This is a genomic window from Lentimicrobium saccharophilum, from assembly GCF_001192835.1.
GTDB lineage: Bacteria > Bacteroidota > Bacteroidia > Bacteroidales > Lentimicrobiaceae > Lentimicrobium > Lentimicrobium saccharophilum.
The window spans coordinates 2,485,191-2,511,751 of the sequence record NZ_DF968182.1; the positions used below are offsets into that span (position 1 = coordinate 2,485,191).

Sequence of the window (26,561 nt, forward strand, 5' to 3'; positions counted from 1 at the left end):
AATCAGACAGATGATCACCATCCGCCATATTCATTCCAGGACTTAAGTTCCAGTTCATCCAGTGAAAGCCGGCATCCTGCAGTTATAAAAGCAGCAGCCAGCTGTGCATTGGTGATCAGCGGAATATTGAAATCGATGGCGCTCCGCCTGATGGTATAGTCGTTGTGCAGCTCTGTTTTTGAGAGGTCCTTCGGGATATTGATAACCAGGTCAACCCGGCGTTCGCGGATATATTCGAGGGTATTGGGGGTTTGCGCTTCATCGGGCCAATGAAGTACACCGGCCTGAATCCCGTTTCCCTCCAGAAACCTGGCTGTGCCCCGTGTGGCGAAGAGGGGAATTCCTTTCGCGGCAAGCATCCGGGCGGGCTCAAGCAACTGCACCTTTGACTTCACATCTCCGCTGGAAATCAGCACGCCGCGCTCCGGCATCCGGTAACCCACCGAAAACATGGCCTTAAGCAAGGCATCATGGAAGGTCTCACCCAGACAAGCTACTTCACCTGTGGAGGCCATATCCACCCCCAGTACCGGATCTGCCTTGGCAAGGCGCGAAAAGGAAAACTGGCTTGCCTTGATGCCGAGGTAGTCAATATCAAACATGTTTTTGTGCGGCACTTCCACCGCTTCACCGAGCATTACCCGGGTGGCAAGATCTATAAAATTGATCTTCAGCACTTTTGACACAAACGGGAAGCTCCTGGATGCGCGCAGGTTACATTCAATCACCTTGATGTGGTTGTCCTTCGCAAGAAACTGAATATTAAAGGGCCCGCTGATCTCCAGCGCGCCGGCAATCTGACGGGTGATGCGTTTGATGCGGCGGGTGGTTTCAAGATATAACTTCTGCGCCGGGAAAACGATGGTAGCGTCTCCGGAATGTACCCCCGCAAATTCAACATGTTCCGAAATGGCGTAAACCACCAGACTGCCATTGGCAGCCACAGCATCCACCTCAATCTCCTTGGCGGATTCGATAAATTCAGAGACAACCACCGGATGTTCCTTCGAAACCTTAGCGGCCACCTGCAGAAAATGTTTCAGGTCTTCAGGATTTGAAACCACATTCATTGCAGCACCTGACAACACGTACGACGGACGGATAAGCAACGGATAACCCACTTCGGAAGCAAAAGTTTCAATCTCAGCCAAACTGCTCAGCTCACGCCAGCGTGGCTGATCTACCCCGAGCCTGTCGAGCAGGGACGAGAATTTATGACGGTCTTCCGCCATATCGATGTTTACCGGTGAGGTGCCCAGTATATTCACCCCTGAGCGGTAGAGCCGCATTGCCAGGTTATTGGCTATCTGCCCGCCGGTTGACAGTATGGTTCCCAAAGGTTGCTCCGCATCAAGTATATCCATGACCCTCTCGAAACTCAGCTCATCGAAATACAAACGATCGCACATATCATAGTCGGTACTTACCGTTTCGGGATTGTAATTGATCATTACCGGACGGTAACCAAGTCTTCTGGTCGTCTGCAGGGCATTCACACCCGACCAGTCAAACTCAACCGAGCTGCCGATGCGGTAGGCCCCGGAACCCAGTACCACCACCGATTTCTTATCATCCTGCGGGGCAATATCCGAAACATCTCCGTTGTAGGTAAGGTAGAGATAGTTGGTAAAAGCCGGATATTCTGCAGCCAGGGTATCTATCTGCTTGATAACCGGCTTTATATGGTGAGTTATGCGCCAGGCACGTACCTTCAGCAAACGTTCGTGCATAGTCCCGGAATCGCCGCCCATCAGTAAACGGGCCAGCTGAAAATCGGAAAAACCCAGTCTTTTGGCTGCCAGCATCAGCTCCGGGCTGATGGTAGCGAGGGAATATCCGGCGAGTGTAGCTGCCATCCGGCTGATGTTAGCCAACCCCTGAAGGAACCAGGCATCTATGCGGGTAAGCTCATGCAGACGCTCTACCGTATAACCCCTCGAAAATGCCTCCGCCAGCGCATAAATGCGCATATCGGTCGGTTCGCTGAGACTCTGGTCGAGATCAGGAAAATCAAGATGCTCATTGGCAACAAAACCGTGCAGTCCCAGCCCTGTCATGCGCAACCCCTTTTGTATGGCTTCTTCAAAAGTCCGGCCGATCGACATAACCTCCCCCACCGACTTCATACTGGAACCGATCTCTTTGGAAACGCCCGTGAACTTATTCAGGTCCCATCGCGGTATTTTACAGACGATGTAATCAAGGGCCGGCTCAAAAAGCGCTGAAGTGGTGCGGGTAACGCTGTTCTTCAGTTCATGAAGTCCATAACCCAATGCCAGTTTGGCAGCCACATGCGCCAAAGGATATCCTGTGGCTTTTGAAGCCAGCGCCGAAGACCGCGAAAGCCTTGCATTGACTTCAATTACCCGGTAAGCTTCCGAATCCGGATCCAGCGCAAACTGAACATTGCACTCACCGACAATTCCCACGCTACGGACAATCTGTATGGAGATGCTGCGCAGTTTATGATACTCGGCATTGCTTAAGGTCTGTGAAGGCGCCACCACGATGCTCTCACCCGTATGAATGCCAAGGGGATCGAAATTCTCCATGTTGCACACGGTGATGCAGTTGTCGTATTTGTCCCTGACCACCTCGTATTCAATTTCCTTCCAGCCTTTCAGGGATTCTTCGATCAGGATCTGATCCGAATAGGAAAAGGCATTCCCCGCCAGGCGTTCCAGTTCGTCCATATCGCTGCAGAAACCTGATCCCTGGCCACCCAGGGTAAAGGCAGCCCTCACGATAATGGGGAATCCGAGCTTCCCGGCGGCAGCCCGGGCCTCTTCTGCTGTAGTCACGGCGATGCTCCTCGGTGTATCCACCCCTATGGCATGCAGCTTATCGGCAAAAAGCCTGCGGTCTTCGGTTTCGATGATGGCTTCAACGGGGGTTCCAAGCACCCGCACCCCATACCGCTCAAGAGTGCCTTGTCTGAAAAGTTCCACTCCGCAATTCAGCGCTGTCTGGCCTCCAAATGCAAGCAGAATACCATCAGGACGCTCCTTTTCTATAATTTTTCCTACAAAAAGCGGGGTAACCGGCAGAAAATAGACGGTATCGGCAACACCTTGCGAGGTTTGCACGGTTGCGATGTTCGGGTTGATCAGCACCGTGTGAATTCCCTCCTCCCGCAATGCTTTCAGCGCCTGAGACCCGCTGTAGTCAAATTCCCCGGCTTCTCCGATTTTCAGGGCTCCCGAGCCAAGCACAAGCACTTTTCTGATCTGGTGTTTCTTCATGATCCTCTGATTCAAAAATTACTAACGTCCTGAAAAGCGGCCGACCTCAGACAAAAATTCATCGAACAGGTACTCAGTGTCTGTCGGTCCGCTGGATGCTTCAGGATGAAACTGCACCGAAAAATGGGGCAATTCACGGTGCCTGATTCCTTCGTTCGTGCCGTCGTTGAGGTTGATAAACCATTCCTCCCATTCGCTGCCAAGGGTTTTACTGTCTATTGCGAAGCCATGGTTCTGCGAAGTGACCAAAGCTTTGTTGGTACCGGCCTGAAGCACCGGCTGGTTATGACTCCGGTGACCGTATCTGAGCTTAAAGGTATCGGCACCCGAGGCCAGCGCCATCAGCTGGTTTCCCAGACAAATCCCGAACACGGGTTTTGGATGTGTCAACTGACGTTGCAAATGCCTGATGGTTGCTTCACATTTTTTCGGATCTCCCGGGCCGTTTGACAGGAACAGCCCGTCGTATTCCAGACCGGTGAAATCATAATCCCAGGGAACCCTGATCACCGTGGTGTCGCGCTTGAGGAAGTGGCGGATGATATTATACTTAACGCCAAGATCGACCAACAGAATCCGGTACCGGCCATTTCCATACCGGATTACTTCCTTCGTACTGACTTCGGCCACCAGATTCTCCGAATTGGGATTACGCCAGTTTACCTCTTCCCCATCCACGATGATTTTTCCTGTCATGGCTCCGTGCTCGCGGATTACCTGGGTAAGTGCACGGGTATCAATCCCTTCAATCGCGGGAATGCTGTGTTCACCCAGCCAGGAGGCAAGGCTCCTGCCTGCGTTCCAATGGCTGTATTGTTCGGAATATGAAGAGATGACCAGCCCGCTGATATGGATCTGATCAGATTCAAAAAAAGCGGGTAAACCCGCTTCTGAAATTGTGTCAGGAACACCATAGTTGCCGATCAGGGGATATGTGAGGACCAGTATCTGCCCCCTGTATGAGGGATCGGTAAGGCTCTCGGGGTAACCGGTCATGGCGGTGTTAAAAACCACCTCACCCGAGACACTTCCCGTGTGCCCGAATGAGTATCCGCTGAACGACATGCCATTTGAGAGCAAAAGTTTTGCAGGGATTCTTGTCATCTGAAAAATAAATTGATCTCCGACAGGGAGCCTTTTGTATCTACAAAAATAGATGTTTAATATGTCATGCCTGACTTAATCCATAATAATTTATCAACAAAACTTTAACCGGATACCGTGATAGAACTATGCATTATCAGTAACGCGCATTATCACCCCTCTCACAACCAAAAGCCCCGAAGGGGCGGAATATAACATCGAAGGGCGAAGCCCTTCGTATACCCAACTCCCTCCAAACCGCCAGCCCTGAAAGGGCGGAATATATTACCGAAAGGTGCAGCCCTTCGCATCCTCAGCAACCTCCAAACCACCAGCCCTGAAAGGGCGGAATACCAAAACGAAGGGTACAGCCCTTCGTCACGACAACTCACTCACGGCCAAAAGCCCTGAAAGGGCGGAATATCATAACGAAGGGTGCTGCCCTGCGCTTTACCCGTAAACTCACGGCCACCAGCCCTGAAAGGGCGGAATATATTACCGAAGGGTACAGCCCTGCGTTACTACATCTAACCCCAAGCATGAAGCCCCGAAGGGGCGTAATACCATAACGAAGGGTACAGCCCTTCGCTTTATCAGCACGCTCGCAGCCACCAGCCCTGAAAGGGCGGAATATCTTCCTGAAAAAAAATCAGCATCAATTCATAATCTAAAAAAAATATATCAAGAGACCCGTTATACCGTATTCAGTATTCAGCATCTGACACTAAATCAGTTTGTTTAACCGGATCACAACTACACAAGTTTCCAAGCGTAAACCACAGATAACGGGAAATAAAAATAAAAATACCACAATAAAACTTTGAAAATTTAAAGTATCTATATAGCTTTGTCCTGATACATCAGACGGATTTGCATATTTTTATTGATATCATCCGAGAAAATAAATAAATTGGACCCTACAGGGAACACTTTCCGGGACCGCATAATCATCAGAAAAATGCTTCCAATGGCAATACTGGTGCTGGCGGTAATCGGACTGATGTTGGGGCAGGCCGCTGACAGGAGGCTCTCAGGAATTTCCGTAGAGTCAATGCCTGATAGAAATAATCTGTTGCTTCCTGAATTACTGGACGGAGACATCGTTTTCAGAAAGGGAAGAAGTCTGGTAAGTGCAGTTGTAATGATGAACGATCCTTCCACGGCCTATTCCCACGTTGGAATCGTCATACATATTGACGGAGAGCCCTTTGTGGTCCATGCCGTTCCCGGAGAGCCCGATGAAAACGGGGAAGAAATAGTCAGATGTGATAAAACAGCTGATTTTTTAAGCATCGACAAGGCAAGCCGGTATGCTGTTTATCGTCTTTGCAGAGATACTGCCGGTTTTTCGGCCCGGGCCGCTTCCAAAGCAATGGAATATTATGAAAAGAAGCTGGCATTTGACAAAGCGTTTGATATCAGAAGCGATGAACGGCTTTACTGCACCGAGCTGGTATGGAAGGCCTATCTTTCATCCGGAATCAACCTGACCGGCAACCGCTTTACACAGCTGAGTATGAATTTGCTGGCCGACAGCCTGATTTTGCCCGGACAACTGATTCACAGCAACTTGCTGAAAGAAATACTACTTAATCACTAACCTAAAATTCATCATTATGAAAAAAATCATGCTTGTTACCCTGGCCCTGGTCACCATGGCTGCATTCAGTTTACTTGTTTCCTGTTCGGGATCCGGCAAAACACCCGCAGATATAAGCAAGTCATTCATTTACAGCCTTGAGAAGGGAGATGTTGACGCAGCATATGACCTGCTGAATGGCACCGGCGAGGCGACAGAAGAAGAAATGCAGAAGATGAAAGCTTTTCTGGGGGAAGGATCCAAACAGATTGCAGAAAAGAAAGGAATCAAATCCATTGAGGTAGTTAAAGAAACCATCAGTGAGGACGGCACCAAAGCTGATGTTACCCTGAAAGTCACCTATGGGAATGGAGAAGAGGATGAATCAGAATCTGTTCTGAGAAAGACAGAAGAAGGTTGGAAAATTTCCATAGAAAAATAATTCACTCTGATCTGCATTAAAACCGGCAAAATTGCCGGATGGTATTACCCGGTGGCCTCTACTCCACCGGGTTTGTTTTTCTTTACCTGGAACTTTATATGTGGTATCTTTCCCGCTTAGAATGAATATCTCACAGCTACATTGCCGGTTAAAAAAAAATATTTAGCTTTACCCCATTATCGCAAACCAAAACCCGGGGATATGCACGAAGATCTGTTGTTGCTCGATAACATACGGTTGAATTTCAGCCAGGCCAGTCTGCACATCATGAACATCACCATCGGATTTATTATGTTCGGGGTGGCGCTCGAAATCAAATGGGATCAATTCAGGGACGTATTGAGAAATCCGAGGAAGGTGATCGTCGGCCTGTTAGCCCAGTACCTCGTATTGCCTGCAGTAACATTTCTGGCGGTCTGGTTGCTGGGAGGTTACATAACACCGGCGGTTGCTTTCGGTATGATACTGGTGGCTTCGTGTCCGGGCGGAAATGTTTCCAACTTTATTTCGAGTGTGGCCAAAGCCAATGTCGCCCTTTCGGTGAGCCTGACAGCTGCAGCCACCGTGCTGGCCCTGATCTTTACCCCCCTTAACTTTGCTTTCTGGGGAAAGCTCTATTCCACCACCTCCCCCCTGCTCAGGCCCATCGTGATTGATCCGGTTGATATGTTCCGCACGGTAATCATACTGCTTGGCATTCCAGTGGCGGCAGGCATTTTGTTCTCACAGAAACTGCCCCGGATTACCGAGAAAATCAAAAAGCCGATCAAAACCCTCTCGCTGCTGATTTTCGCGGCCTTCGTCATCATGGCATTCAGAAATAACTACGGCTATTTCATCATGTATGCCAAATGGATTATAATTATTGTACTGATTCATAATGGCATGGCATTGCTTTCCGGATACTTTACCGCTTCTGCATTTGGCCTGAACCAGATTGACCGCCGCACCATCTCCATTGAAACCGGAATACAGAACTCTGGTTTGGGGCTGGTTTTGCTTTTCAATCCGAAAATCTTTCCCCCGGAATTGAATATGGGCGGAATGGCCTTTATCGCAGCCTGGTGGGGAATCTGGCATATCCTGTCAGGTTTAGGATTAGCCACCTTCTGGAGCTGGGGAAGGCCGCTCAGAAAAACGGAAGTTGTATCATCCTGAAATCATGACAATTTCTTCCGGAAATTATCACTAAGCCAGCCTTCTTATGGGATTAAACAATATTGAGCACACCCCGGTATGGTATCGCCTGCTCTATGCCTTGGCAAACCTGTTCTTCAGGCTGTTTTACCGCAGAATCACCGTTACCGGAAAACACCATGTACCCAAAGGGGAACAGCTGATTTTCGCCTCCAATCACCAGAACGCCCTGATGGATGCGCTGGCCATGCTTTTCGCCTATGGGAAACCGGTTGTTTTTCTGGCCAGGGCCGATATTTTCAAAAAACAGCGCATTGCCCGGTTGCTTTACTTCCTCAAGATACTTCCCGTGTTCAGGCCCCGCGACGGCGCCGAAACCATGAACCAGAATTACGAAACCTTTGCCCGTACCTCAAGGGTACTCAAAGCCGGTGTGCCGATAGCCATCCTGCCCGAGGGAACCCACAGCCCCATTAAAAAACTGCAGCCCCTGAAAAAGGGAATCTGCCGCATAGCCTTCCTCACCGCCGAATCACAGGATTTCAAATCCGATATCCTGATAGTACCCGTAGGCATCGACTACACCCATTACAGCCGGGCGGGCACCGAGCTGCTCGTCAATTACGGAGAACCTATCCATGTGGCTGAGTATTATGCGCTCTACCGTGAAAATCCCCAAAAAGCCATATTGCAGCTCCGCGACCGCCTGGCAGCAGCCATCAAACCCCTGATGATCCATGTGGAGCAGGAAGAATATTACCATACAGTTCAGCAACTGCTGCTGATAAACCGTGAAAACAGAGGCAAACCGGAGCCTGGCGAAAACAAACGCGGTCATCATTTCGCAGCCGACAGGGACTTCATCGGCCGGCTCGATCTTGCGGCCGCAGCCGACCCGGCGATGCTGCCCGCACTTGAACAGGCCTGTACCAGCTATTTCAACCTGCTCAGCCATTATAAACTGCGCGACAGATTGTTTCACCCGCCGCAGGCAGGTCTGCTGACAATTATACTTCAGGCACTGTTCTCCCTGCTCCTGTTACCGGTGCACCTTGCCGGAATGATTTTCAATTATCTCCCCTACAAACTTCCGGTAATCATTACCAAAAAAGTCAAGGACAAGCAGTTCCTCAGTTCGCTGCATTATGGCCTTGGTATGGTCTTTTTCCTCTTCTGGTACCTGATTGCAGGAATTGTTCTGGGTTTCATAACCGGTAATCTTATAATCACAATTTCCGCATTGATTTTCCTGGCCGCAGCAGGCCTTTTTGCCTTCTATCATTATATCCGCCTGAAAGTTCTCATAGGCCGGTTCAGGCTGCTGATGCTGAAAAATACCGGTGATGAAGAATATCACCACATTAAAGCCGCCAGGGAAGCCATCCTTCAGTTGCTGAAAAACAACGGGCTGACTGAATAATACCGGGGTTTCGCCGCTTCTCCCAAGCCAGACCATCTATCCGCAAAGCAAAGTGCCATCCGCTTTTCACCGGGCCAATAAGGTTATCCGGTTCACAAGCCTGATCTGCAGCTTCACCGGCCGGAATCGCCGGCTCACCGGGATAAACTTTCAAATGACTGCTTTACGCAGCAATTTTGCATCCTAACCTTTAATAATGAAGACAGTTTGACCGGAAACGCACACCTGTATTTCAAAAATGAACACCAAACAGGAAACCCTGTTTGCCACACACCGGTATAATGCTGATTTTCAACTAGTCAGATTTATGGCACAATTCATGCTTTTAAAGGGGATTACAGTGACACAGTAAGTGCTGCTGCTGTAAATAAAAAACAAAAAAGTAAAAAGGGCAGATGATCCGTTTAACCAACATCAACAAATCATACTTCACGGGCAGTAATGAACTGCATGTTTTGAAAGGGATCGACCTCAACATTGAGGGCGGTGAATTTGTCTCTGTCATGGGATCTTCAGGCTCGGGAAAATCGACCCTGCTTAACATACTGGGAATCCTTGACAACTACGATACCGGCGACTACTACCTCGACAACACCCTGATCCGTAACCAGAGCGAAACCAAAGCGGCTGCCCTTCGCAACCGCTACATCGGGTTTGTGTTTCAGTCATTCAACCTGATATCGTTCAAAAATGCCGTGGAGAACGTTGCCCTTCCGCTGTACTACCAGGATGTACCGCGCAAAAAGCGCAACCGCATCGCCATGGAATACCTTGAGCGGATGGGATTGAAAGAGTGGGCCGAACATATGCCCAATGAGCTGTCGGGCGGGCAAAAACAGCGTATAGCCATTGCCCGCGCCCTGATTTCGAAACCAAAGGTAATCCTTGCCGATGAACCAACCGGAGCGCTTGACACAACTACTTCCTACGAAGTAATGCAGATCCTTAAAGAAATCAATCAGGAAGGGATCACCATCATCATCGTAACGCACGAAAACGACATTGCCCACATGACCAAACGCATCATCCGGCTCAAAGACGGCATAATCGACAGCGAAGTACTGAACGGCAAAACACCGGCTTTGAATAATTAAAATAAGTCACATTAACCCATAAACCCTTTCCTCCGATTATGTTCGACACCGATAAATGGCAGGAGATCTTCAGCACCATCAAAAAGAACAAGCTCAGGACATTCCTGACCGGGTTCAGCGTTGCCTGGGGGATTTTTATGCTGATGATCCTGCTCGGCTCCGGAAACGGACTGCAAAACGGGGTTAACAAGCAGTTTGAGTCTTCGGCCACCAATACCATCTGGGTATGGAGCGGTCAGACCAGTATGCCTTACAAGGGTATGAAACCCGGGCGCAACATTCAGCTGGTTAATGAAGATTATGACGCGGTAAAAAAATCGGTTAAAGGGATAGATAAAAGTTCCTCTCGCTACAATATGTGGGGCAGCAACACCTTGTCCTACAAAAAGCAGTTCGGATCCTTCAATGTAAGGAATGTATATCCCGATTATGCGCATATCGAAAAGATAACAATTATCAAAGGACGGTTTATCAACGACCCCGATATCAGTCAGTTCAGAAAAGTTACCGTGATCAGTACAAAGGTAGAGGAAGCGCTTTTCAAGGGGGAAGATCCGATGGGCAAGTACATAAGTGTAAACGGAGTCCCCTTCAAGGTGATCGGCCTTTTTACCGACGAGGACAACCGCGACGACAACATGCAGACGATTTACCTGCCCATTTCAACGGCCCAGCGGGTATTTTCGGGCGACAACCGCATCAATACCATTGCCATCACCGTTGGCGATGCCTCGGTGGACGAAAGCAAACAGATTGAGCAGGAAGTGAGATCAAAGCTGGCCGCCCTGCATAAATTCGACCCCACCGACCCGCGGGCGATCTTTACCTGGAACAGTCTGGAAGAATTTCAGAAGTTTATCCGGCTGTTTTCCAGTATCAGGATGTTTATCTGGGTGATTGGTTTCGGAACCATCATCGCGGGCATTGTAGGGGTAAGCAACATTATGATGATTGTAGTGAAAGACCGTACCAAGGAAATAGGTATCCGCAAAGCCATGGGGGCAACCCCCTGGAGCATTGTCAGCCTGGTTCTTCAGGAAGCGGTGCTGATTACCTCCTTTGCGGGATATTTCGGGCTGGTACTCGGCGTGGTAGTGCTGGAGACCGTTGGCAGCAAAATAGAATCGGAATTTTTCTCCCAGCCATCGGTTGATCTCAGGATTGCCATCTATGCGCTGGTTCTGCTTGTTTTGAGCGGGGCGCTGGCAGGGTTTATCCCTGCCCGGAAAGCGGCTGCCATCAAACCCATTGAAGCACTGAGGGACGAGTGAGGCGGACGGGTTTTCTTAGTTTTCAAAAAGAACTGACAAGGAGACGGGGGGACAAGGGGAAGGTAAGTCTGGGGACAAGGGGAAGGGGAGACAAGGAGACAAAGTGAAGAAACTACTGATTGCAACAGCAAGAACATAAATTACTTGAACACAGGAACACCAGAACACCAGAACACATAAACACCCGAACACATAAACACTTAACAACAATGTTTGACCTCGATCGCTGGCAGGAAATTATGAGTGCACTGAAGAAGAACAAGCTGCGTACCTTCTTCACGGCATTTGGCGTGTTCTGGGGTATCTTTATGCTGGTGATCATGCTTGGATCGGGAACCGGGCTGAAAAACGGCGTTACCAGCGATTTCGGGGACTTTGCCACCAACAGCGTGTTTATGTGGACCCGCCCGACAACCGTCCCTTTCAAAGGCCTTCCGCGCGGGAGGAATTTTAATTTCAAGGCGGATGATGTTGAAGCCTTGAGGCGCGAAATCCCTGAAATAGAATACCTGGCGCCCAGAACGCAGACCGGTGGCTTCCGCGGGGGCAACAACGTGGTGAGGGGCACCAAATCAGGAGCATTCTCAATAATGGGAGACTATCCCGAATGGAACCTGATAGACCCCGTGGTGATTGACAACGGACGTTTCCTGAACCATGCCGACATCAAAGAGAAAAGGAAAGTAGCCGTAATCGGCAACAAGGTAAATGAAGTGCTTTTCGCCCCCGGCGAAAATGCCGTCGGACAATACATTCAGATACAGGGAATTTACTTTCAGGTAATCGGGGTCTTTAAACCGAAGAACTCAGGGGTAAACTTCGGCGGTGACAAAGAACAGAGCGTTTTTATTCCGCTTACCACCTTTCAGCGGGTTTACAATTGGGGCGATATCATCGGCTGGTTTGCCTTTACCTCCAAACCCGGGGTACCCGCTTCGGTGGTCGAAGAAAAAGCTTCGGCACTGCTCAGGAGACGCCACTCCGTTTCGCCCGATGATCCCCAGGCCATCGGCTCATTTAATCTTGAAAAGCAGTACAACCAGATGACCGGCCTGTTTGCCGGCATCAACGGACTGATCTGGATCGTGGGCATCGGCACCCTGCTGGCCGGGGTGATCGGCATCAGCAATATTATGCTGGTCATCGTGAAAGAACGTACCAAAGAAATCGGGATACAACGGGCCATCGGCGCAAGCCCGCTCAACATCATCTCTCAGATCATCACCGAATCGGTATTTCTAACCACCTTCGCAGGCTATGTCGGACTGGTAATCGGAGTGGGAATCCTCGAGCTGGTGAACTATGCCCTGACCAACAGCGGCGGGGATTCGAACATGTTTCAGAATCCGAATATAGATTTCAATATGGCCATCTCTGCACTGATAATTTTGGTTATTTCGGGAGCGGTGGCCGGATTGATCCCCGCCCGGAAGGCAGTCAGTATTAAGCCCATTGATGCCCTCAGGTATGAATAAATCAAATGCGTTAACTCTCTAATTCAGCATACAATGAAAAAGGTTCTTAAAATCGTCCTCGGCCTGGTAATTCTGGTGGTTTTTGCAGGCACCATCGTATATCTCTACCGTAAATCGCAGGCCAAGCCGGTAATTTATGAAACAACGGCGGCAACGGTTACCGATATCGTCAGGAAAACCGTGGCTACAGGTAAGGTAGTCCCGCGCAAGGAGATAGAAATCAAACCGCAGGTCTCCGGCATTATTGCCGAACTCTATGTTGAGCCCGGCGAGAAGGTAAAAGTCGGGGATATGATCGCCAAGGTAAGGATAATTCCCAATATGATCAGCCTGAACGAAGCCGAATCAAGGCTTAACCGCGCCAGGATCTCGCTTGACGATGCCCGGAAAAACTACGACAGGCAGAAATCGCTTTTCGAGAGCAGGGTAATCGCCGAGGCCGAACTTCAGACCTATGATGTGGCGCTGAAAACAGCCCGTCAGGATGTGGAAGCAGCCGAAAACAACCTTCAGCTTATCCGCGAAGGCATCACGAAAAACGCCGGATCCGCCAGCAATACCATTATCCGTTCCACCATCGCCGGGATGGTGCTGACAGTACCCGTTGAAGTGGGCAACTCGGTGATAGAGAGCAACACCTTCAACGACGGCACCACCATTGCCACGGTTGCCGATATGGGTGAAATGATCTTCAAGGGCAAGGTGGACGAATCGGAGGTTGGCAAACTGCACGAGGGGATGGAGCTGATCCTTACCGTCGGTGCCATTGATGCGGAAAGGTTTACCGCCAGCCTGGAGCATATCTCCCCGAAAGGGGTGGAGGAAAACGGCGCCATACAGTTTGAAATCCGCGCTGCCGTTTCGCTCAAAGAAAACCTTTTTATCCGCGCCGGATACAGCGCCAATGCAGATATTGTGCTGGAACGCCGCGACAGCGTGCTTTCGGTACAGGAGAGCCTGGTTAAATATGAGGGCGATTCGGCCTGGGTGGAAGTGGAAACCGGCCCGCAGACCTTCGAAAAACGCGTGATCAAAACAGGACTGAGCGACGGCATCAATGTGGAAGTGCTGGAAGGCATCTCGAAAGAGGATAAAATTAAAATTCAAATTGCTCCGGCAACGGCGCCAAAATAGATCATAACCTGACGTAAGAATATTTGCCACAGCCCGGGATGAAAATTTCCGGGCTTTTTAGTGATTCCATTTCTTAACCGGAATGATGAATTTTAACGCTATCCCAGCTGAATAACATTTTGCTTCGCTGAACTCAACTCCTCTTACGGATCGAATCACACATCACTTTGGACATTATTGAATTTTCGATTCAACAAAATTCTCTATATTTGATACGATATGCTAAAAGCTTGATAGGATCAAACAATACCACCATAATCAATGCAGATAAGCTACTTTACAAAAATCGATTTTATGAAAGTCACTGCTGTTTTATTATTCCTGTTCCCATGTTTCTTATCCTTATCAGGACAGGAAAACACACCCAGAACTGTTGGGGTGATTTATGAATTGTCTGATTCCATTCATCAATATCATGTTGGATTTACCATATTCGAAAATTTCGAGAAAGTTTACCCGCAAAATAAGGGTACAAATAAAATTATCGAAGAAATGCTTAACCGGGAAATCAGATATATAACCGGACTGAAAGTTTACAAATTAAATTATAGTTTTAAAGAAATAGATCAGATGATTAAAACGAAAGCAACTGATCCTATTTCGGCATACGATATTATTATGGTCATTCTGGATGAGGGGGTTACGACATCATCCGGATATATTGTCAATACCCATAAAGGCAGGGGCGTTTTTACAAATTTTACCAGGGGTATCACCATATATGCAAACCTGGGCGTGGAATTAATCAATACCTCCACGAACAAAAGAGTTATCTACGATTTAAAAAACAATGTGCTCAGCTCTGAAGGAGTAAACAGAGCTGTTTTCAGGTACAAGAAGAAATTCTTAGAATCCGGCGAAAGCAAGAAAGAAATCAGTGATGACAAGTTGACGGAAATACAAAACAACCTGCTGGAAATGTATCAAATGCAGGCAAAAAAGGCATTTGATCCATATGTACTTTCTAAAATGGTTTCAGAATTATTCAAGCAATAGAGAATTCTTTAGTAGATATATTAACTAACTAAAGCAACGGCTTGACAATTCCGGCAAGAGGTTTGGAAACATCAGATTTTCTGCCATTGTCTATGTTGAGAAGACTATGTAGCATTTCATAATTCAATTAAATATTTGCACCTCTGTGATATATAACGATCGGAGTGAATCTACACCGGGCTGTTCATTAATAAATTCTTATGAATGATCAAGGAATACAATCAAGCCTCAGAAACCGGTGGTGACGTAATTTAAGTCCTGGAGCGGGGAACGCCCGATACCGAAGTGTAGAACTATATATTAAAACTAACGAAAGAAAAATATAATTCCGGATTATTGGCTGAGGAATATATGGAAAGAACTGATTTTTAGCAGGATCATGAAATGCAATTAAAATAATATGGATTTGAAATTAATTACAATGTATAATATGCATGGATGCGGGCCCTTTTCGATTAAATTCGCGCTTACAAAATCTTATAGCAGGTAAAACAATAAGTAATATGAAGAAAATAATTTTCGCACTATTTATCATTGTTCTGGTATTTCAACCGGTATCGGGATTTTCTCAATCATTTGCAAAAATTTACAACTCTCCGACCGACTTTTTCAATGGTATCTGCGACAGTTCTCAGGGAATAAGTGTAGAACGGCGTACCCGGGGTCAGATCATTATGAATGGAGGCAACGACTTTAAGATTTCTTCTGAAGACAAAGTCCTCAGCAAGAAGCTGAAAAAACAAGTTTGGGGTGTAGTGTGCAACGACTCATTATTTATTAATGGCCGGCCGCTCAAACTGGGCGGTTCCTGGTATGGGTATACCGAGATAATTGGAAAAAGACTCTTTTTGCTTGCCGGCATACCACTCGATAAAGACTTTCAGGACCAGATGGCCATTGCCTCAATGATGGGTGGGCCACTCGTGGCAGGTATTGCAGGGGCCGATCTCGCTCTGGTAAGATATTACTATGAAGTATACCTGCCATACGGGTCCATTTCAATTTTGAAGAAAGAAAAAATGGCAGAATTGCTTGCAACCGCTCCTGATCTTGCGCAAAGTTATGCCCTTGAGGAAGAACCGGAAAAGATTCCGGTTCTCAAACGCTACCTGCTTGAGTTGAAAAAACGATAATATTCCAAAGAGAACAAAAAGGACGCTATTTTCGAAAATAAGCTACCTGCTTTGAACTGTTTCATCCGCCCGGTAACTCTCCATCGATGCCACGCAACTTGCATAAGGTGAATTACAACTTACATCCCCCCCGAATCAAGAAAGAAGGTCTGTCCTGTCACAGTGTAAGCATCCTCCGAAAGCAGGTAGCTGATCATTGAGGTCACCGATTCGACGCTCACGGGGCTTTGCAGGGGCGAGCTGCTGATAAACGCCTCCTTGGCCCTGCCGGGGACTACGGCGCTCATGCCCAGGTCGAGGAATCCCAGCGCCAGGGCGTTTGAGCGGATGCCCTTACGCCCCCACTCCCGCGCTGTATTCAGGCTGAACGACTCCAGCCCTCCCTTGGTGGCGGCATACATGGCCAGACCGTTTACCCCGGTTCCGGAACAAAACGACGAGATATGAATGATGCTTCCTCTGGTCTGATGCCTGATGAAATTCCGGATCACATATTTGGTGAGCAGCAGGGGCGTGGTCAGGTTCAGCCGGATCAGCTCCTCCACCTGCTTCTCCTGCATCCTGGGGATCAGTTCATTGTACGAAACCGCCGCATTGTTGATAAATGCGTGCAAAGGGGTAGTGGCCCCTATAAACTCATTAAAAATTCGGGTTTCTAACCCGCCGCTGTCGAGCAGGTCGTACGAAAGCCAGTTCAGCCTGCCGGGATACTGCCCGGAAAGTTTATCAAACTCAAGCGTGGTATTCCGGCTTATTCCGTAAACGGTCCACCCGCCCTGCCCAAGAAGCGACCGGGTGATCACGAGTCCAAGTCCGCGCGAAACGCCGGTTATCAATATATTTTTCATATTCCGTTATTTTCAGGTGTTTTAAAACTCCGGTATGCGCTGATGACCGCCTGATCGGCCGGCCCGCTTTGCCGGTGGACAATAATGACTGCATTCAGTTCAGGTATTTCCACATACCTAAAGCCATGTTCGCGCGCAACGTCCGACAACAGGCTCCGGTATATCAGCAGCTTGCGCGACATTCCGCCCTTTGCGGGAATTGCTTCGTTGTATGCGTAACTTCCGCTCAATACCATGCAGGCCTGTGGTTCCTTTGTAAAGATTTCCATCCTGAATACCGCGAAGCAGGTCTTCACCGTTTTCCGTATATTTACCTGATACCCTTCCAGGCTGGTGAGCCTTTTGAAACAATCGGCCTCATCGCGCCACATGGCGGGGAAAAAGTCCGTGATATAGAGAAAATCCCCGAACCGGCTCAGGTTGTATAAATAGGTGAGTTTTTCCGGCCGGTTGAAACAATCCGCTTCAAAGCGGAACTGAACCATCCTGTTGAACGGCACATCGGCCCCGGGTTGCGGTTCGGAAAGGAAATAAGGATAAATGCCGTTTTCCATGATGATTACTGATTGGTTTCGTAGGCAGGCGCCGCTGTACTGAAAACCCCTGACATCCAGAAACCGGGCTGTTGAACCAGGCATTGCAGCTTTTCGGCATCCGCGGCACTTTTCACTTTCCTGAGAAGCGATTGCCGGGTAAATTCACGGGTAAAGCGGCAGACTTCGTCCAGCATTTCAGGCCTGTAAACGGAGGCCTGAGCCAGGCAACCGCCCCCGCAATGCCATCTTGCAAAGCAATTTTGACAGGCTTCACGGTTAAACGCATCGTAATTCATCAGACTGCTGAAGGCCGTTTCATCAAATGAGGGCTTGCCGTTCGCGCTGAGGCGACCATAACAAAATCCGCCGAAATCAGGGTCACCGGGCCACGACACCCTGTGGCAGACCGTGATGCGGCCATCCGGGACCAGGCAATACTCGCCTTCGCAGAAACGGCCCGAAATAGCATCGGTAAACAGGCCGTTAAGACAATAAACATCTATCCCAGACTTCAGCCCCAGTTCCCTGGCCCTGAAATAATTATCAATAAAATCGTTGTAAAACTTCCTGAGTTTTTCAGGGGTATCCAGTTGCTGAGGATCATCCACGGGCTGCAGTTTCACCTGCCGCACACCCGGGAAGTGCCCCGAAAGGTGCTCAACCATTTCTACCAGGCGGCTCACGTTTGCGCTGGTAATATTGGGTTTTATCAGCGGATGCAATCCGTAATCCAGCATGCGGAAGATATTTTCGCGCACCAGCCGGTAGTTTCCGCGCTGCAGGTTCTGCACATCCTCAAGCACCTCAAAAGAGACCCCGGGCGTAACAAAACTGGCTTTCAATACATCAAGCATTTGCTGATTGAGGACCGATCCGTTGGTAGTGAAACCAATCCCCAGCCTGAAACCTTTGGCCCTGGAGCGCTTCCGGGCATACTCTATACCGGCCCGCACCACATCCCAGGCAAGGGCAGGTTCGCCGCCTCCGAGAAATGATATGAACAAATCGCGGGAAGCCAGCCTTTGCGGATCAATAAACCAGTCAAGCATGTCCTTTAATACGCTGAACGGTAACCTGCTCTGATCTGAATGGCTTCCGGCGGCATAACAGTAACTACAGCTGAAATTACAATCGTAGTTCGGAATCACGGAAAGCTTGGTAATCTTGTTCGGATCGTAAACGGGTTTCTGAGGCTCCGTTGCCGGGATCAATTGCTTAAGAACCTCACCGGCAGGCTCCGGAGAATGAATTCTGTTAAGCGCAACCGTTTCCAGGCTGTCAAGACCATCGGGGGATACAAAAATCAGTTTGTACGCCAACGGCGAATAAACCATAAATACAGCATGTCCCGGCAAGCCAAACCAGTCGCCGGCCGGCACCGGATATACTCCTGCCCTTGAAAGACCCGGCCATATGGAATTGGTTGCTGACATAGGTTAATAAATGTTGTTTTCCGGTTCCTTCAATAGATCATTAATCCCTGATGGAACTGTCATTACCAGGTTATCATAAAGGAACCTGCGTGTAAATTCGCGGGTAAAGTTACAATGGGCATCCAGGGAGGCCTTATCCAGCCGGGTGCGTACCATCAGGCATCCGCCCCCGCAGTTCCAGCGGGCAAAACAGTCATTGCATTCAGGGTGTGCATGCAGGTCATCGTTCATCAGCCGGGTGAATTTCTCCATGTCAAACGTCAGCCTGTCATTGTCCGCTTTGCCATACACGCAGGCTTCATACCCCGTGTCGGAAGGTGCCGCAATGGTGTGGCAGATGCTGATGCTGCCGCCGGGGGTAAGGCAGAGCTGACCACGGCAGTATCGGGTGGTAAGACGGTCGAAACGCTCCATCAGGGAGCAGAAGAGATGCAGGCCGTTTTTACGGGCAAAATGCCGTGCCGCGAAAAAACCATCCAGGTAGCGGGTATAAAATGCTTCCAGTTCAACTGCTGAGGTAAAAAGGCTGTTGTCAACCACCGGATCGAAACTGAATTCGGTGATTGCCGGGAACCTGTGCCGCGCCTGTTGCAGCATTTCCACCTGCCGTCCGGCATTTCCGGGGGTAATGGTAGCGCTTACCGATGGAATCAATCCGGCATTCAACAGGCAATCAATGCCCGCGACCACCTGCCGGTAATGGCCGCGTTGTTTTTGCTGCACATCTTCGAGAATTTCGAATGAGATGCAGGGATGAATGCCCGGGGCCAGCAGTTCACGGGCGATATCGTCGTTGATCAGCGCCCCGTTGGTCATCATCATCACGGTAAGTGAAAGGCCGTTCTGCGCTGCCAGCCGGCGCGCTCCGGCAATGGCCGGAAAAAGGACCCTTCGTAAAAGCAGGGGTTCTCCGCCGCCGGTGATAAAGATGCTTCGCTCCCTCGAGGATGAACGGCCGGCATCAAGCAGATGCCTGATGGCCGCTTCAAGTTGTTCAGAAGCAATTTCAGCCCCCGATCTGCTTCCGGCGGAGTAACAGTAACTGCAATGAAAGTTGCAATTAAATCCGGCAATAACCGATAGGGTATTGTATTCAAGGGGAGAAAAAACAGGTTTTACCGTCCGTACCGGTCTCAGCATGTTTTCATATTCACGGGGCATGCCCTGCGCTCCGCAACCGGTGAGCCAGGCTTCAAATAGGCCGCGTTTTTCAGGACTCAACAGCATCGCGGAAGCAGCAAAGGGTGCATAAAGAATGCTATGTTCCCTGTGCTCCGGCCGGAATTCAGGGCCGGGCGGGATCACGAAAACTTTCTTTGGTTCGGTTGCAGCTTGCTGATTCATACCTGCCTTATCCATTCATTTTTATCAACATACCGGACACCTCTTCCGGATTCAGTTCGGTCAGAGATTTTCCATACAGGTTATGGATTTGCGATTCCGCCTTTTCAAGCAATCCCCGTTTTACCATTTTCCGGGTAATGCGGCATACCTCCTCCAGATGCGCATCGCTGTATGTGGAGTTTCGGAAATGGCAACCTCCACCGCAATGCCATTTGGCAAAACAGGAATGGCATTTTTTATTCTCAAGCACATTATCGTCAAGATGATGCCGGAAAAGATCCTGGTCAATCAGTGCTTTCCCTTCAGTGCCGGCCTGCCCGATGATAAATTCGGGGTATAGCGGGGATGCCGGGGATGAAACCGCGAAACAGATGCTGTATTTCCCTTCGGCCGTGAGCGCGAGGCTTCCTGAGCAACCCCGTGCCCTGAGCGATGCGGCTTTGGCCAGCTCAATGCTGCTGATTTCCACGCCGGCAGCCTTTGCAACCGCCCTTGCCCTGACAAAATACCTGTAATAGTCGTCGAGGAAAGCGCCCAGCGCGACAGGATCAGCAAAAAGACCGGCATCCACCACAAAGTCGAAGGAAGCCCTGCGGATATCCGGAAAATTGCTGATAAGGGCGATGGCCATTTCTTCCTGACGGTGGACGTTAAGGGGAGTAATTACCGCATTGATGGTCGGGAAGATTCCGGCCGCCGACATGCGGTGAAGGTTTCGGCTGACCTCTTCGTACCGGCCGCGCTGGGCCTGTTGTACATCCGGAAGGATATCGAAAGAAACGTTGGCCTTGATCTGATACTTCCGGATCAGGCTGAGCATTTCACGGTTCAGCAGCGTGCCGTTGGTTGCAAATGAAAAGCCGGTTTCAATCCCAAGTTTATCCGAAAGATCCGACGCCACCTCCACGCTTTCTTTAATCAGTTCCCACGAGAGAAAAGGTTCCCCTCCGCCTCCGAAAGAAATATAAAGTTGCCGGTTATTTTGTCCGTGAATGCTGATGAAATTCCGGATGGCGCCCAGGAGTACCTCCCGGTCAAGCCGCTGCTTACTCCGGCCGGCAGCCGCATAGCAATAGCTGCAGTTGAGGTTGCATATTTCGTTTGGCAGAATGGTGAGGGAAGAAAGCTGCGCGGGATTTGAAGCAATGGGATTTCGTTCCTTAACGGGAATAAAGTCAAGCAGCGGCCGGAGCGTTTCATCCGTCACAGGTGAGCCGGGATGATTGAGGCAGAGCTGTTCAGCCCGGGTAATTAAAGGATTGTCGGCCAGCACAGCATTCCCGGCAAGGGGAGAATACAGCAGGGATAATCCGGGATTTTCATCCGGGAAAAGGCAGAAAATTTCCGATTGGTTTAATGCCGGAGTGACCATGCTGATCCAATATAGCTTTTAAGTCTTACTTAAACCATTTTTTGGTTAATTATCTTATCCTCATTCCATTACGGAATAATACCATAATGCTCACATACCTGAATCCATTCATCTGATACATTGCGCCGGTCCATTTCCGGTGACAAGTTTCAGATAGCGGGATTGGCGGCTACCGAGGCTTTCAGGGTAGTCCCGTAATATTCAGCGTACTGTTTTTCAAGCCGGTCGAGCAGCACCCTGCGCACAAAGTTGCGGGTATAATCGCAGATTACCTCCTGCACCTCCGCACTATATATATACTGCTGGGCCTGACACCCGCCGCCGCAGTGGAAACGGGCAAAGCAATTGCTGCACTTTTCTTTTCTGAAAACATCGTCGTTGAGCAACCATGCATATTTCTCCCGGTCAATTTTCATCTCCCCGTTTTCAATCCGGCCAAAAATGCTGTCGGCATATCCGGGGTCCTGAGGCGCCGAAATCCGTGTGCAGATGCTGATCTCGCCCGAGGGTGTCAGACTGAATTCGCCGGGGCAGAAACGCTCAATCAGCAGGTTAATGTTGCGCGAAGCCGAACACTCCACATGTATGCCGTGCTTTTCCCCTGCCTCCAGGGCGGCAAAGAAATTATCGGTATAGTCATCGTAAAAAGCCCTGAGCTGATCCGTATCCGTAAAGGAACCGTCATCGGTCACAGCCTCCATCATCAGGTTATTGACAGGCCTGTACCTGAGGGCCACCTCTTCAACCATTCGTGTCATCAGTTTCACATTGGCCGTTGTAATGGTTGACCTGATGCGGGTATTGATGCCCGCTTCGAGCAGGCGCTGAAGGTTTCCGGCAACCAGCCCGTAATTTTTACGCTGCAGGTTCTGTATCTCCTCAAGAATCTCGAAAGATACCGAGACCATAACATCGTGTTTTTTCAGCAGTTCCAGTTGTTCATCATTGATCAGGGAACCATTGGTCACCAGGGAAAAGTCAATGGTGAAACCACCCTTCTCAGCCAGCTCCGAGGCATACTCAATCCCATATTTTACCAGGTCCCACGAAAGCATGGGCTCTCCGCCGCCGAGGAAGGAAATCACCAGCTCTTTGCGAATGATGCGCTCAGGATCGATAAACTTCTCCAGTGCGGTTTTCAATTGTTCTTTTTCGAGTACCCTTCCATTCCTGCCTTTGGCAGAATAACAGTAGCTGCAGGCAAAGTTGCATACGGAATTGGGCAGAACGGGAAGCCTGAAAAAAGTATCGGGCGATTCGCGGCGCGGAACGAGCTTTTCCAGCGGTTCATGATCCAGCAGGGCTTCCACGGTCTGCACAATGGTTTCATCGGTCACCTCCGGATCCCCTTTCAGGAATTGTTCCATCTTCCGGATGTTATCCGGTGTGGCGATCAGGGCGCTGTCGGCCAAAGGGGCATAAACGATGCAGACCGCGTCATCGGGCCTGCCGAAATAGGCGCCTGCAGGAATGCTGAAAATATGGGATCTGTTAAGTAAAGGCGTTTCAGTCATGGGATGAAGATTAGCCTGGTTTGTAGTTTCACGGTACTATTTGCGGCAGGATTTCAACTTCCTGCAAAATGGGGTAATGCAAATTTCAATATTTCCTGATTAAGAATAGGTCTAAATTGGTACCGGAACAGGAGGAGACGGGCATGAACCTTTGAAAGTTAATCCCGGCAGAAAAGTAAACCGGCAGTATGGCATTAAAAAAGTGATGCTGCCGGGGCAGCATCACTTCAATGGGGTTGTCAGGCGAACTAGTTGTTGCACTTGCAACCACCGCAATGATCACAGCATGCGTAAACACCTTTCTTCACGGTTTTTACCTTAAATACAACAGTAATCATGGCAGGATAACTTTTGATGATGCCTACTTCTTTTTACAGTAGTCGTTCGGCATGTTTCTACTCGTGCGCACCAGGGTGCCGCTGATGCAAATATCTGATAAAATTTACCTTTTGTCCAGTTAAATATCGCATTTCAACTTATTTATTCTGATTCTAAGTAAGGCTTTCAACCGTGTATCCGGAAGTTGCTCCCGGATCAGCCAACAGGATAAACAGGAGAAATTTCATCTTCCTCTGATGAAAAGATTTGAAGTATATCCTCACCTTTATCGCGGAAATGCCTGCGTTGCACTCTGCCGGTCAGTTCCTGAGCCACCAGTTCGCGGGTAAAGTCGCAGAGGACTTCCAGGCGGGCTTCATCATACAGATCGTTGGGGCACATGCAACCACCGGCGCAGTACCATTTGGCAAAACAATGTTCACATTTGTTAAAACTATAAACATTTTCGCTGCAGATTTCCGAGAACTTCTCCATATCAAAACTCAGGTTGCCCTGATCGTCTGCCCAGCCATATACCCGTTTTTGAAAAGATTTTTCGAGGGGGGACGACACGCAATAGCAGATGGTGAGGTCGCCCCGGGGGGTAAGGGTTAACTTGGGCGGACAGCCGCGGTCGAGGATTTCGCCGATATTGTTAAGAATACGGCACTCTATGATACAGCCCTTTTCGCGAGCCATTTGCCTTACACGGAAAATTTCCCTGGTGAATTTTGCATAAAAACCGCGCAAATCCTGCGCTGTAGCGAATATTTCGGGGTCCACCACCGGCTCAAAGATCATCGATTTTACAGCCGGAAAACGCCTGAACATCCTATCGGCCATCTGATCCATCCTTTCCACGTTTTCAGGGGTGATGGTTGCGTTCACCGAAGGCTCATGCCCGCTGCGGATCAGGCAGTCGAGCGTGGCCATCACTTTTTCATAGTGTCCGCGCTGTTTTTGCTGGACATCCTCCAGGATGTCAAACGAGATATTCGGCAATACCCTGTGCATTTTCAGGAAACCGGCCATTTCATCATTCATCACGGTTCCGTTGGTAATCAGGGTGATGTCCACCCTGAATCCCTGCTCACCGGCCCTTTTCCCGGCATATTCAATTCCCTTTTTCACCAGTTCCCACTCCAGCATCGGCTCTCCGCCCCCGATAAACGAGATGGTAAGGTAGCGGCTTTTCAGCCGGCCGGCATCGATGAAATAATCAAGCGCCCCGCTGAGCTTCTCCCAGCCAAGCCGCTCCGCTGAACGTCCGCCGGCAGCATAACAGTATGAACAAGAAAGGTTACACGCCTGAGTTGGCAGTATGGAAAGCTTTTGCAGATCCTTCGGAGCGGATATCCGGGCGATTCTGTCTCCGGCAGGGGTAATGCGGCTAAGGGCTTTGGCGGCTGTGGCAAGTTGAGGACTGACGTATCGGTTATTGTCATTCCGGAGCAGAGAATCAAGTTGCTGCACGGCATCGCCCTTTGCCAGCAACATGGCATTGGCCAGGGGTGATAATACCAGCCAGACATCCTGTTGCGTATGAACAAAATAAACATCCCCCTGCCCAAGCGGGATAAAAAAATCCTTTATGTCCTGTGCGGCAGTTTTCATCATCCGGGCCTTTACATACAATGATTTTTTGGTTTCCGGATCAGCAGATTGTAGAGCATGTCGCGGTGAAAATTACAGACTTCGAGAAGCTGCTCCACGCTGAAATGATCGCGGCAGGCAAGGCAGCCGCCACCGCAGTGCCATCGTGCAAAACAGTCGTTGCATTCGCTGAAATGCGCGGCATTGTATTGAAGGAGCCGGTCAAATTTCACCTGATCCATATCCGGTTTGCCCGATAAAGTCACACTCCCGTAGCAGTACCTGTCATAGGCAGGATCGGATGGGGACGAAACCTTATGACACAAACTCAGGGTTCCTTCAGCCGTGAGGCAGAGGTACCCCGGGCAAAAACGGTCGCGCAAACGGCTGAACTTTTCCAGTATGGTATTCCCCGTTTCCAATCCCTTGTCGCGGAAAGCCTCCCAGGCCCTGAAATAATTCCTGACAAAGCTCCGGTAAAAAGCCGACAGATCTTCAGTGCCCGTAAAAAGACGCTTATCCATCACCGGATCGAAATTCACTTTTTTAACTTCCGGGTATGAATGATGCACCGCTTCCAGCATTTCCTCCATGCGTTCCACCCCTGCAGGGGTGATGGTGGTAAAAATTTCAGGGATAATCCCCCGGCTGATCAGCGTCCGGATATGCTTATGAACCTTCCGAAACGCGCCCCTCTGCTTTTGCTGAAGCTCTTCGAGAATCTCGAAAGAAACGCACACCCTTATCCGGTGGCGGAGCAGCGTGCGGATGATTTCTTCATTCAGGATGCTGCCGTTGGTAATGATCCTGATGTAGAGTTTAAAGCCACTTTCAGCCGCCAGATCCGCGGCGTAGTCCAACCCCGCGCTTATCAGGGGCCAGGAGAGCATGGGCTCGCCGCCGCCGGCAATCAGGATGTTCAGCTCACAGGGTTCAATGCGGGCAGGATCAATAAAGTACTTCAGCATCGCCCTGAGCGCCTCCGGGCTTAACTCGCTGTCAGAGCGCCCCTTTGCCGAATAACAATATGAACAGGAAAAGTTGCATTTCTGGTTGGGAAGGATGGAGAGGGTGTCGCCCTGCCCGGGCTCTCTGTAATGATGCAGCACCTGTCCCCTACCGAACGCGAACAGGCCTTCGAGCAACTGTTCCGCTCCGGGTACGGTCGCGGCAGGAAGCCCGCCGCTAATCACTTTCTGCAGCATCATCACTTCCCCGCGCTCAGCAGCAGCAACATATCCCGACAAAGGAGAGAACAACAGCATCCCTCCTCCGGCAATGGCCTGATCCTCCTCCCTGACCGGAATCGCATACACGCCTGCTTCGCTGAGTATTAAGAAGTCTGACATAGGAAGGTCAAAGATGAAAAGGATTTCGGAATTATCACAGTTTTTCAGACGTTTTTCAGGTATCCATTCTTCAAAACCGGCTGTTTGAACAGATTATTTGCGAGAAAAATTAGCGTATCCGCTACACATGCAATTTCGTGCAGAACTTCAATGTAAAAATATCGCGGGACGCGGCGCCTCACATAACCGGTTTATTCTCCATTTCCAGCCAGCATACGATGTCTGAACGCCACCGGATGAACAGACTG

Annotated in this window: 20 protein-coding genes; 10 read left to right on the forward strand and 10 right to left on the reverse strand. The window is 49.5% G+C overall.

Annotated features, from left to right (window positions below):
- Nucleotides 1–14: 14 nt before the first annotated feature.
- Both carB and carA read right to left on the reverse strand, forming a co-directional pair.
- Nucleotides 15–3,242, reverse strand: a complete 3,228-nt coding sequence (gene carB / locus TBC1_RS09625; protein ID WP_062041426.1) for a carbamoyl-phosphate synthase (glutamine-hydrolyzing) large subunit — start codon at nucleotides 3,240–3,242, stop codon at nucleotides 15–17.
- A gap of 21 nt (nucleotides 3,243–3,263) precedes the next feature.
- Complete coding sequence (carA, locus tag TBC1_RS09630) at nucleotides 3,264–4,346, reverse strand: glutamine-hydrolyzing carbamoyl-phosphate synthase small subunit (protein WP_062041429.1); 1,083 nt, start codon at nucleotides 4,344–4,346, stop codon at nucleotides 3,264–3,266.
- Between the two features lie 946 nt (nucleotides 4,347–5,292).
- On the opposite strand from carA, the gene TBC1_RS09635 reads away from it, so the two are divergent.
- From TBC1_RS09635 to TBC1_RS09680, 10 genes are all read left to right on the forward strand, one after another.
- Nucleotides 5,293–5,925: a YiiX/YebB-like N1pC/P60 family cysteine hydrolase gene (locus TBC1_RS09635; protein ID WP_172668867.1), complete on the forward strand. Its 633-nt coding sequence runs from the start codon at nucleotides 5,293–5,295 to the stop codon at nucleotides 5,923–5,925.
- A gap of 16 nt (nucleotides 5,926–5,941) precedes the next feature.
- Nucleotides 5,942–6,346: a DUF4878 domain-containing protein gene (locus TBC1_RS09640; RefSeq protein ID WP_062041435.1), complete on the forward strand. Its 405-nt coding sequence runs from the start codon at nucleotides 5,942–5,944 to the stop codon at nucleotides 6,344–6,346.
- Between the two features lie 201 nt (nucleotides 6,347–6,547).
- Nucleotides 6,548–7,504 (forward strand): bile acid:sodium symporter family protein, encoded by a 957-nt coding sequence (locus TBC1_RS09645; protein ID WP_062042952.1) that lies wholly within the window; start codon nucleotides 6,548–6,550, stop codon nucleotides 7,502–7,504.
- Nucleotides 7,505–7,550: 46 nt separating this feature from the next.
- Entirely contained in the window at nucleotides 7,551–8,903 is a 1,353-nt protein-coding gene (locus tag TBC1_RS09650) for a 1-acyl-sn-glycerol-3-phosphate acyltransferase (RefSeq protein WP_062041438.1), read from the forward strand.
- Between the two features lie 395 nt (nucleotides 8,904–9,298).
- Nucleotides 9,299–9,997 carry an ABC transporter ATP-binding protein gene (locus tag TBC1_RS09655; protein WP_062041441.1) on the forward strand — a complete coding sequence of 233 codons (699 nt, stop codon included), beginning with the start codon at nucleotides 9,299–9,301 and terminating at the stop codon, nucleotides 9,995–9,997.
- 38 nt (nucleotides 9,998–10,035) lie between these two features.
- Nucleotides 10,036–11,268 carry an ABC transporter permease gene (locus TBC1_RS09660; RefSeq protein WP_062041444.1) on the forward strand — a complete coding sequence of 411 codons (1,233 nt, stop codon included), beginning with the start codon at nucleotides 10,036–10,038 and terminating at the stop codon, nucleotides 11,266–11,268.
- Between the two features lie 209 nt (nucleotides 11,269–11,477).
- Nucleotides 11,478–12,743 carry an ABC transporter permease gene (locus TBC1_RS09665; RefSeq protein ID WP_062041448.1) on the forward strand — a complete coding sequence of 422 codons (1,266 nt, stop codon included), beginning with the start codon at nucleotides 11,478–11,480 and terminating at the stop codon, nucleotides 12,741–12,743.
- Between the two features lie 33 nt (nucleotides 12,744–12,776).
- On the forward strand, nucleotides 12,777–13,877 hold the full coding sequence (locus TBC1_RS09670; protein ID WP_062041451.1) for an efflux RND transporter periplasmic adaptor subunit: 1,101 nt from the start codon (nucleotides 12,777–12,779) through the stop codon (nucleotides 13,875–13,877).
- Between the two features lie 294 nt (nucleotides 13,878–14,171).
- Nucleotides 14,172–14,873, forward strand: coding sequence for a hypothetical protein (locus TBC1_RS09675; RefSeq protein WP_137305565.1), 702 nt, complete (start codon nucleotides 14,172–14,174; stop codon nucleotides 14,871–14,873).
- Nucleotides 14,874–15,376: 503 nt separating this feature from the next.
- Complete coding sequence (locus tag TBC1_RS09680) at nucleotides 15,377–16,006, forward strand: DUF6563 family protein (protein WP_062041457.1); 630 nt, start codon at nucleotides 15,377–15,379, stop codon at nucleotides 16,004–16,006.
- 119 nt (nucleotides 16,007–16,125) lie between these two features.
- On the opposite strand, the gene TBC1_RS09685 is transcribed toward TBC1_RS09680, so the two are convergent.
- The 8 genes from TBC1_RS09685 to TBC1_RS09720 all read right to left on the reverse strand — a co-directional run bounded on the left by TBC1_RS09685 (nucleotide 16,126) and on the right by TBC1_RS09720 (nucleotide 26,313).
- A complete protein-coding gene (locus TBC1_RS09685; protein ID WP_062041460.1) occupies nucleotides 16,126–16,854 on the reverse strand; it encodes an SDR family oxidoreductase in 729 nt (242 codons plus the stop codon).
- Nucleotides 16,851–17,408 carry a hypothetical protein gene (locus tag TBC1_RS09690; RefSeq protein WP_062041464.1) on the reverse strand — a complete coding sequence of 186 codons (558 nt, stop codon included), beginning with the start codon at nucleotides 17,406–17,408 and terminating at the stop codon, nucleotides 16,851–16,853. Before TBC1_RS09690 ends, TBC1_RS09685 begins: the two co-directional genes overlap by 4 nt.
- A gap of 5 nt (nucleotides 17,409–17,413) precedes the next feature.
- A complete protein-coding gene (locus TBC1_RS09695) occupies nucleotides 17,414–18,823 on the reverse strand; it encodes a radical SAM/SPASM domain-containing protein (protein ID WP_062041465.1) in 1,410 nt (469 codons plus the stop codon).
- A gap of 3 nt (nucleotides 18,824–18,826) precedes the next feature.
- Entirely contained in the window at nucleotides 18,827–20,182 is a 1,356-nt protein-coding gene (locus tag TBC1_RS09700; protein WP_062041468.1) for a radical SAM protein, read from the reverse strand.
- Complete coding sequence (locus TBC1_RS09705; protein WP_062041471.1) at nucleotides 20,175–21,539, reverse strand: radical SAM/SPASM domain-containing protein; 1,365 nt, start codon at nucleotides 21,537–21,539, stop codon at nucleotides 20,175–20,177. The genes TBC1_RS09700 and TBC1_RS09705 overlap by 8 nt, the downstream gene beginning before the upstream one ends.
- A 149-nt stretch (nucleotides 21,540–21,688) precedes the next feature.
- The gene (locus TBC1_RS09710; RefSeq protein ID WP_062041474.1) at nucleotides 21,689–23,053 is read right to left on the reverse strand and encodes a radical SAM/SPASM domain-containing protein; all 1,365 of its coding nucleotides are present in this window, start codon (nucleotides 23,051–23,053) and stop codon (nucleotides 21,689–21,691) included.
- Between the two features lie 534 nt (nucleotides 23,054–23,587).
- Entirely contained in the window at nucleotides 23,588–24,988 is a 1,401-nt protein-coding gene (locus tag TBC1_RS09715) for a radical SAM protein (RefSeq protein WP_137305567.1), read from the reverse strand.
- A gap of 8 nt (nucleotides 24,989–24,996) precedes the next feature.
- The gene (locus TBC1_RS09720; protein WP_062041480.1) at nucleotides 24,997–26,313 is read right to left on the reverse strand and encodes a radical SAM protein; all 1,317 of its coding nucleotides are present in this window, start codon (nucleotides 26,311–26,313) and stop codon (nucleotides 24,997–24,999) included.
- Between the last annotated feature and the right edge of the window lie 248 nt (nucleotides 26,314–26,561).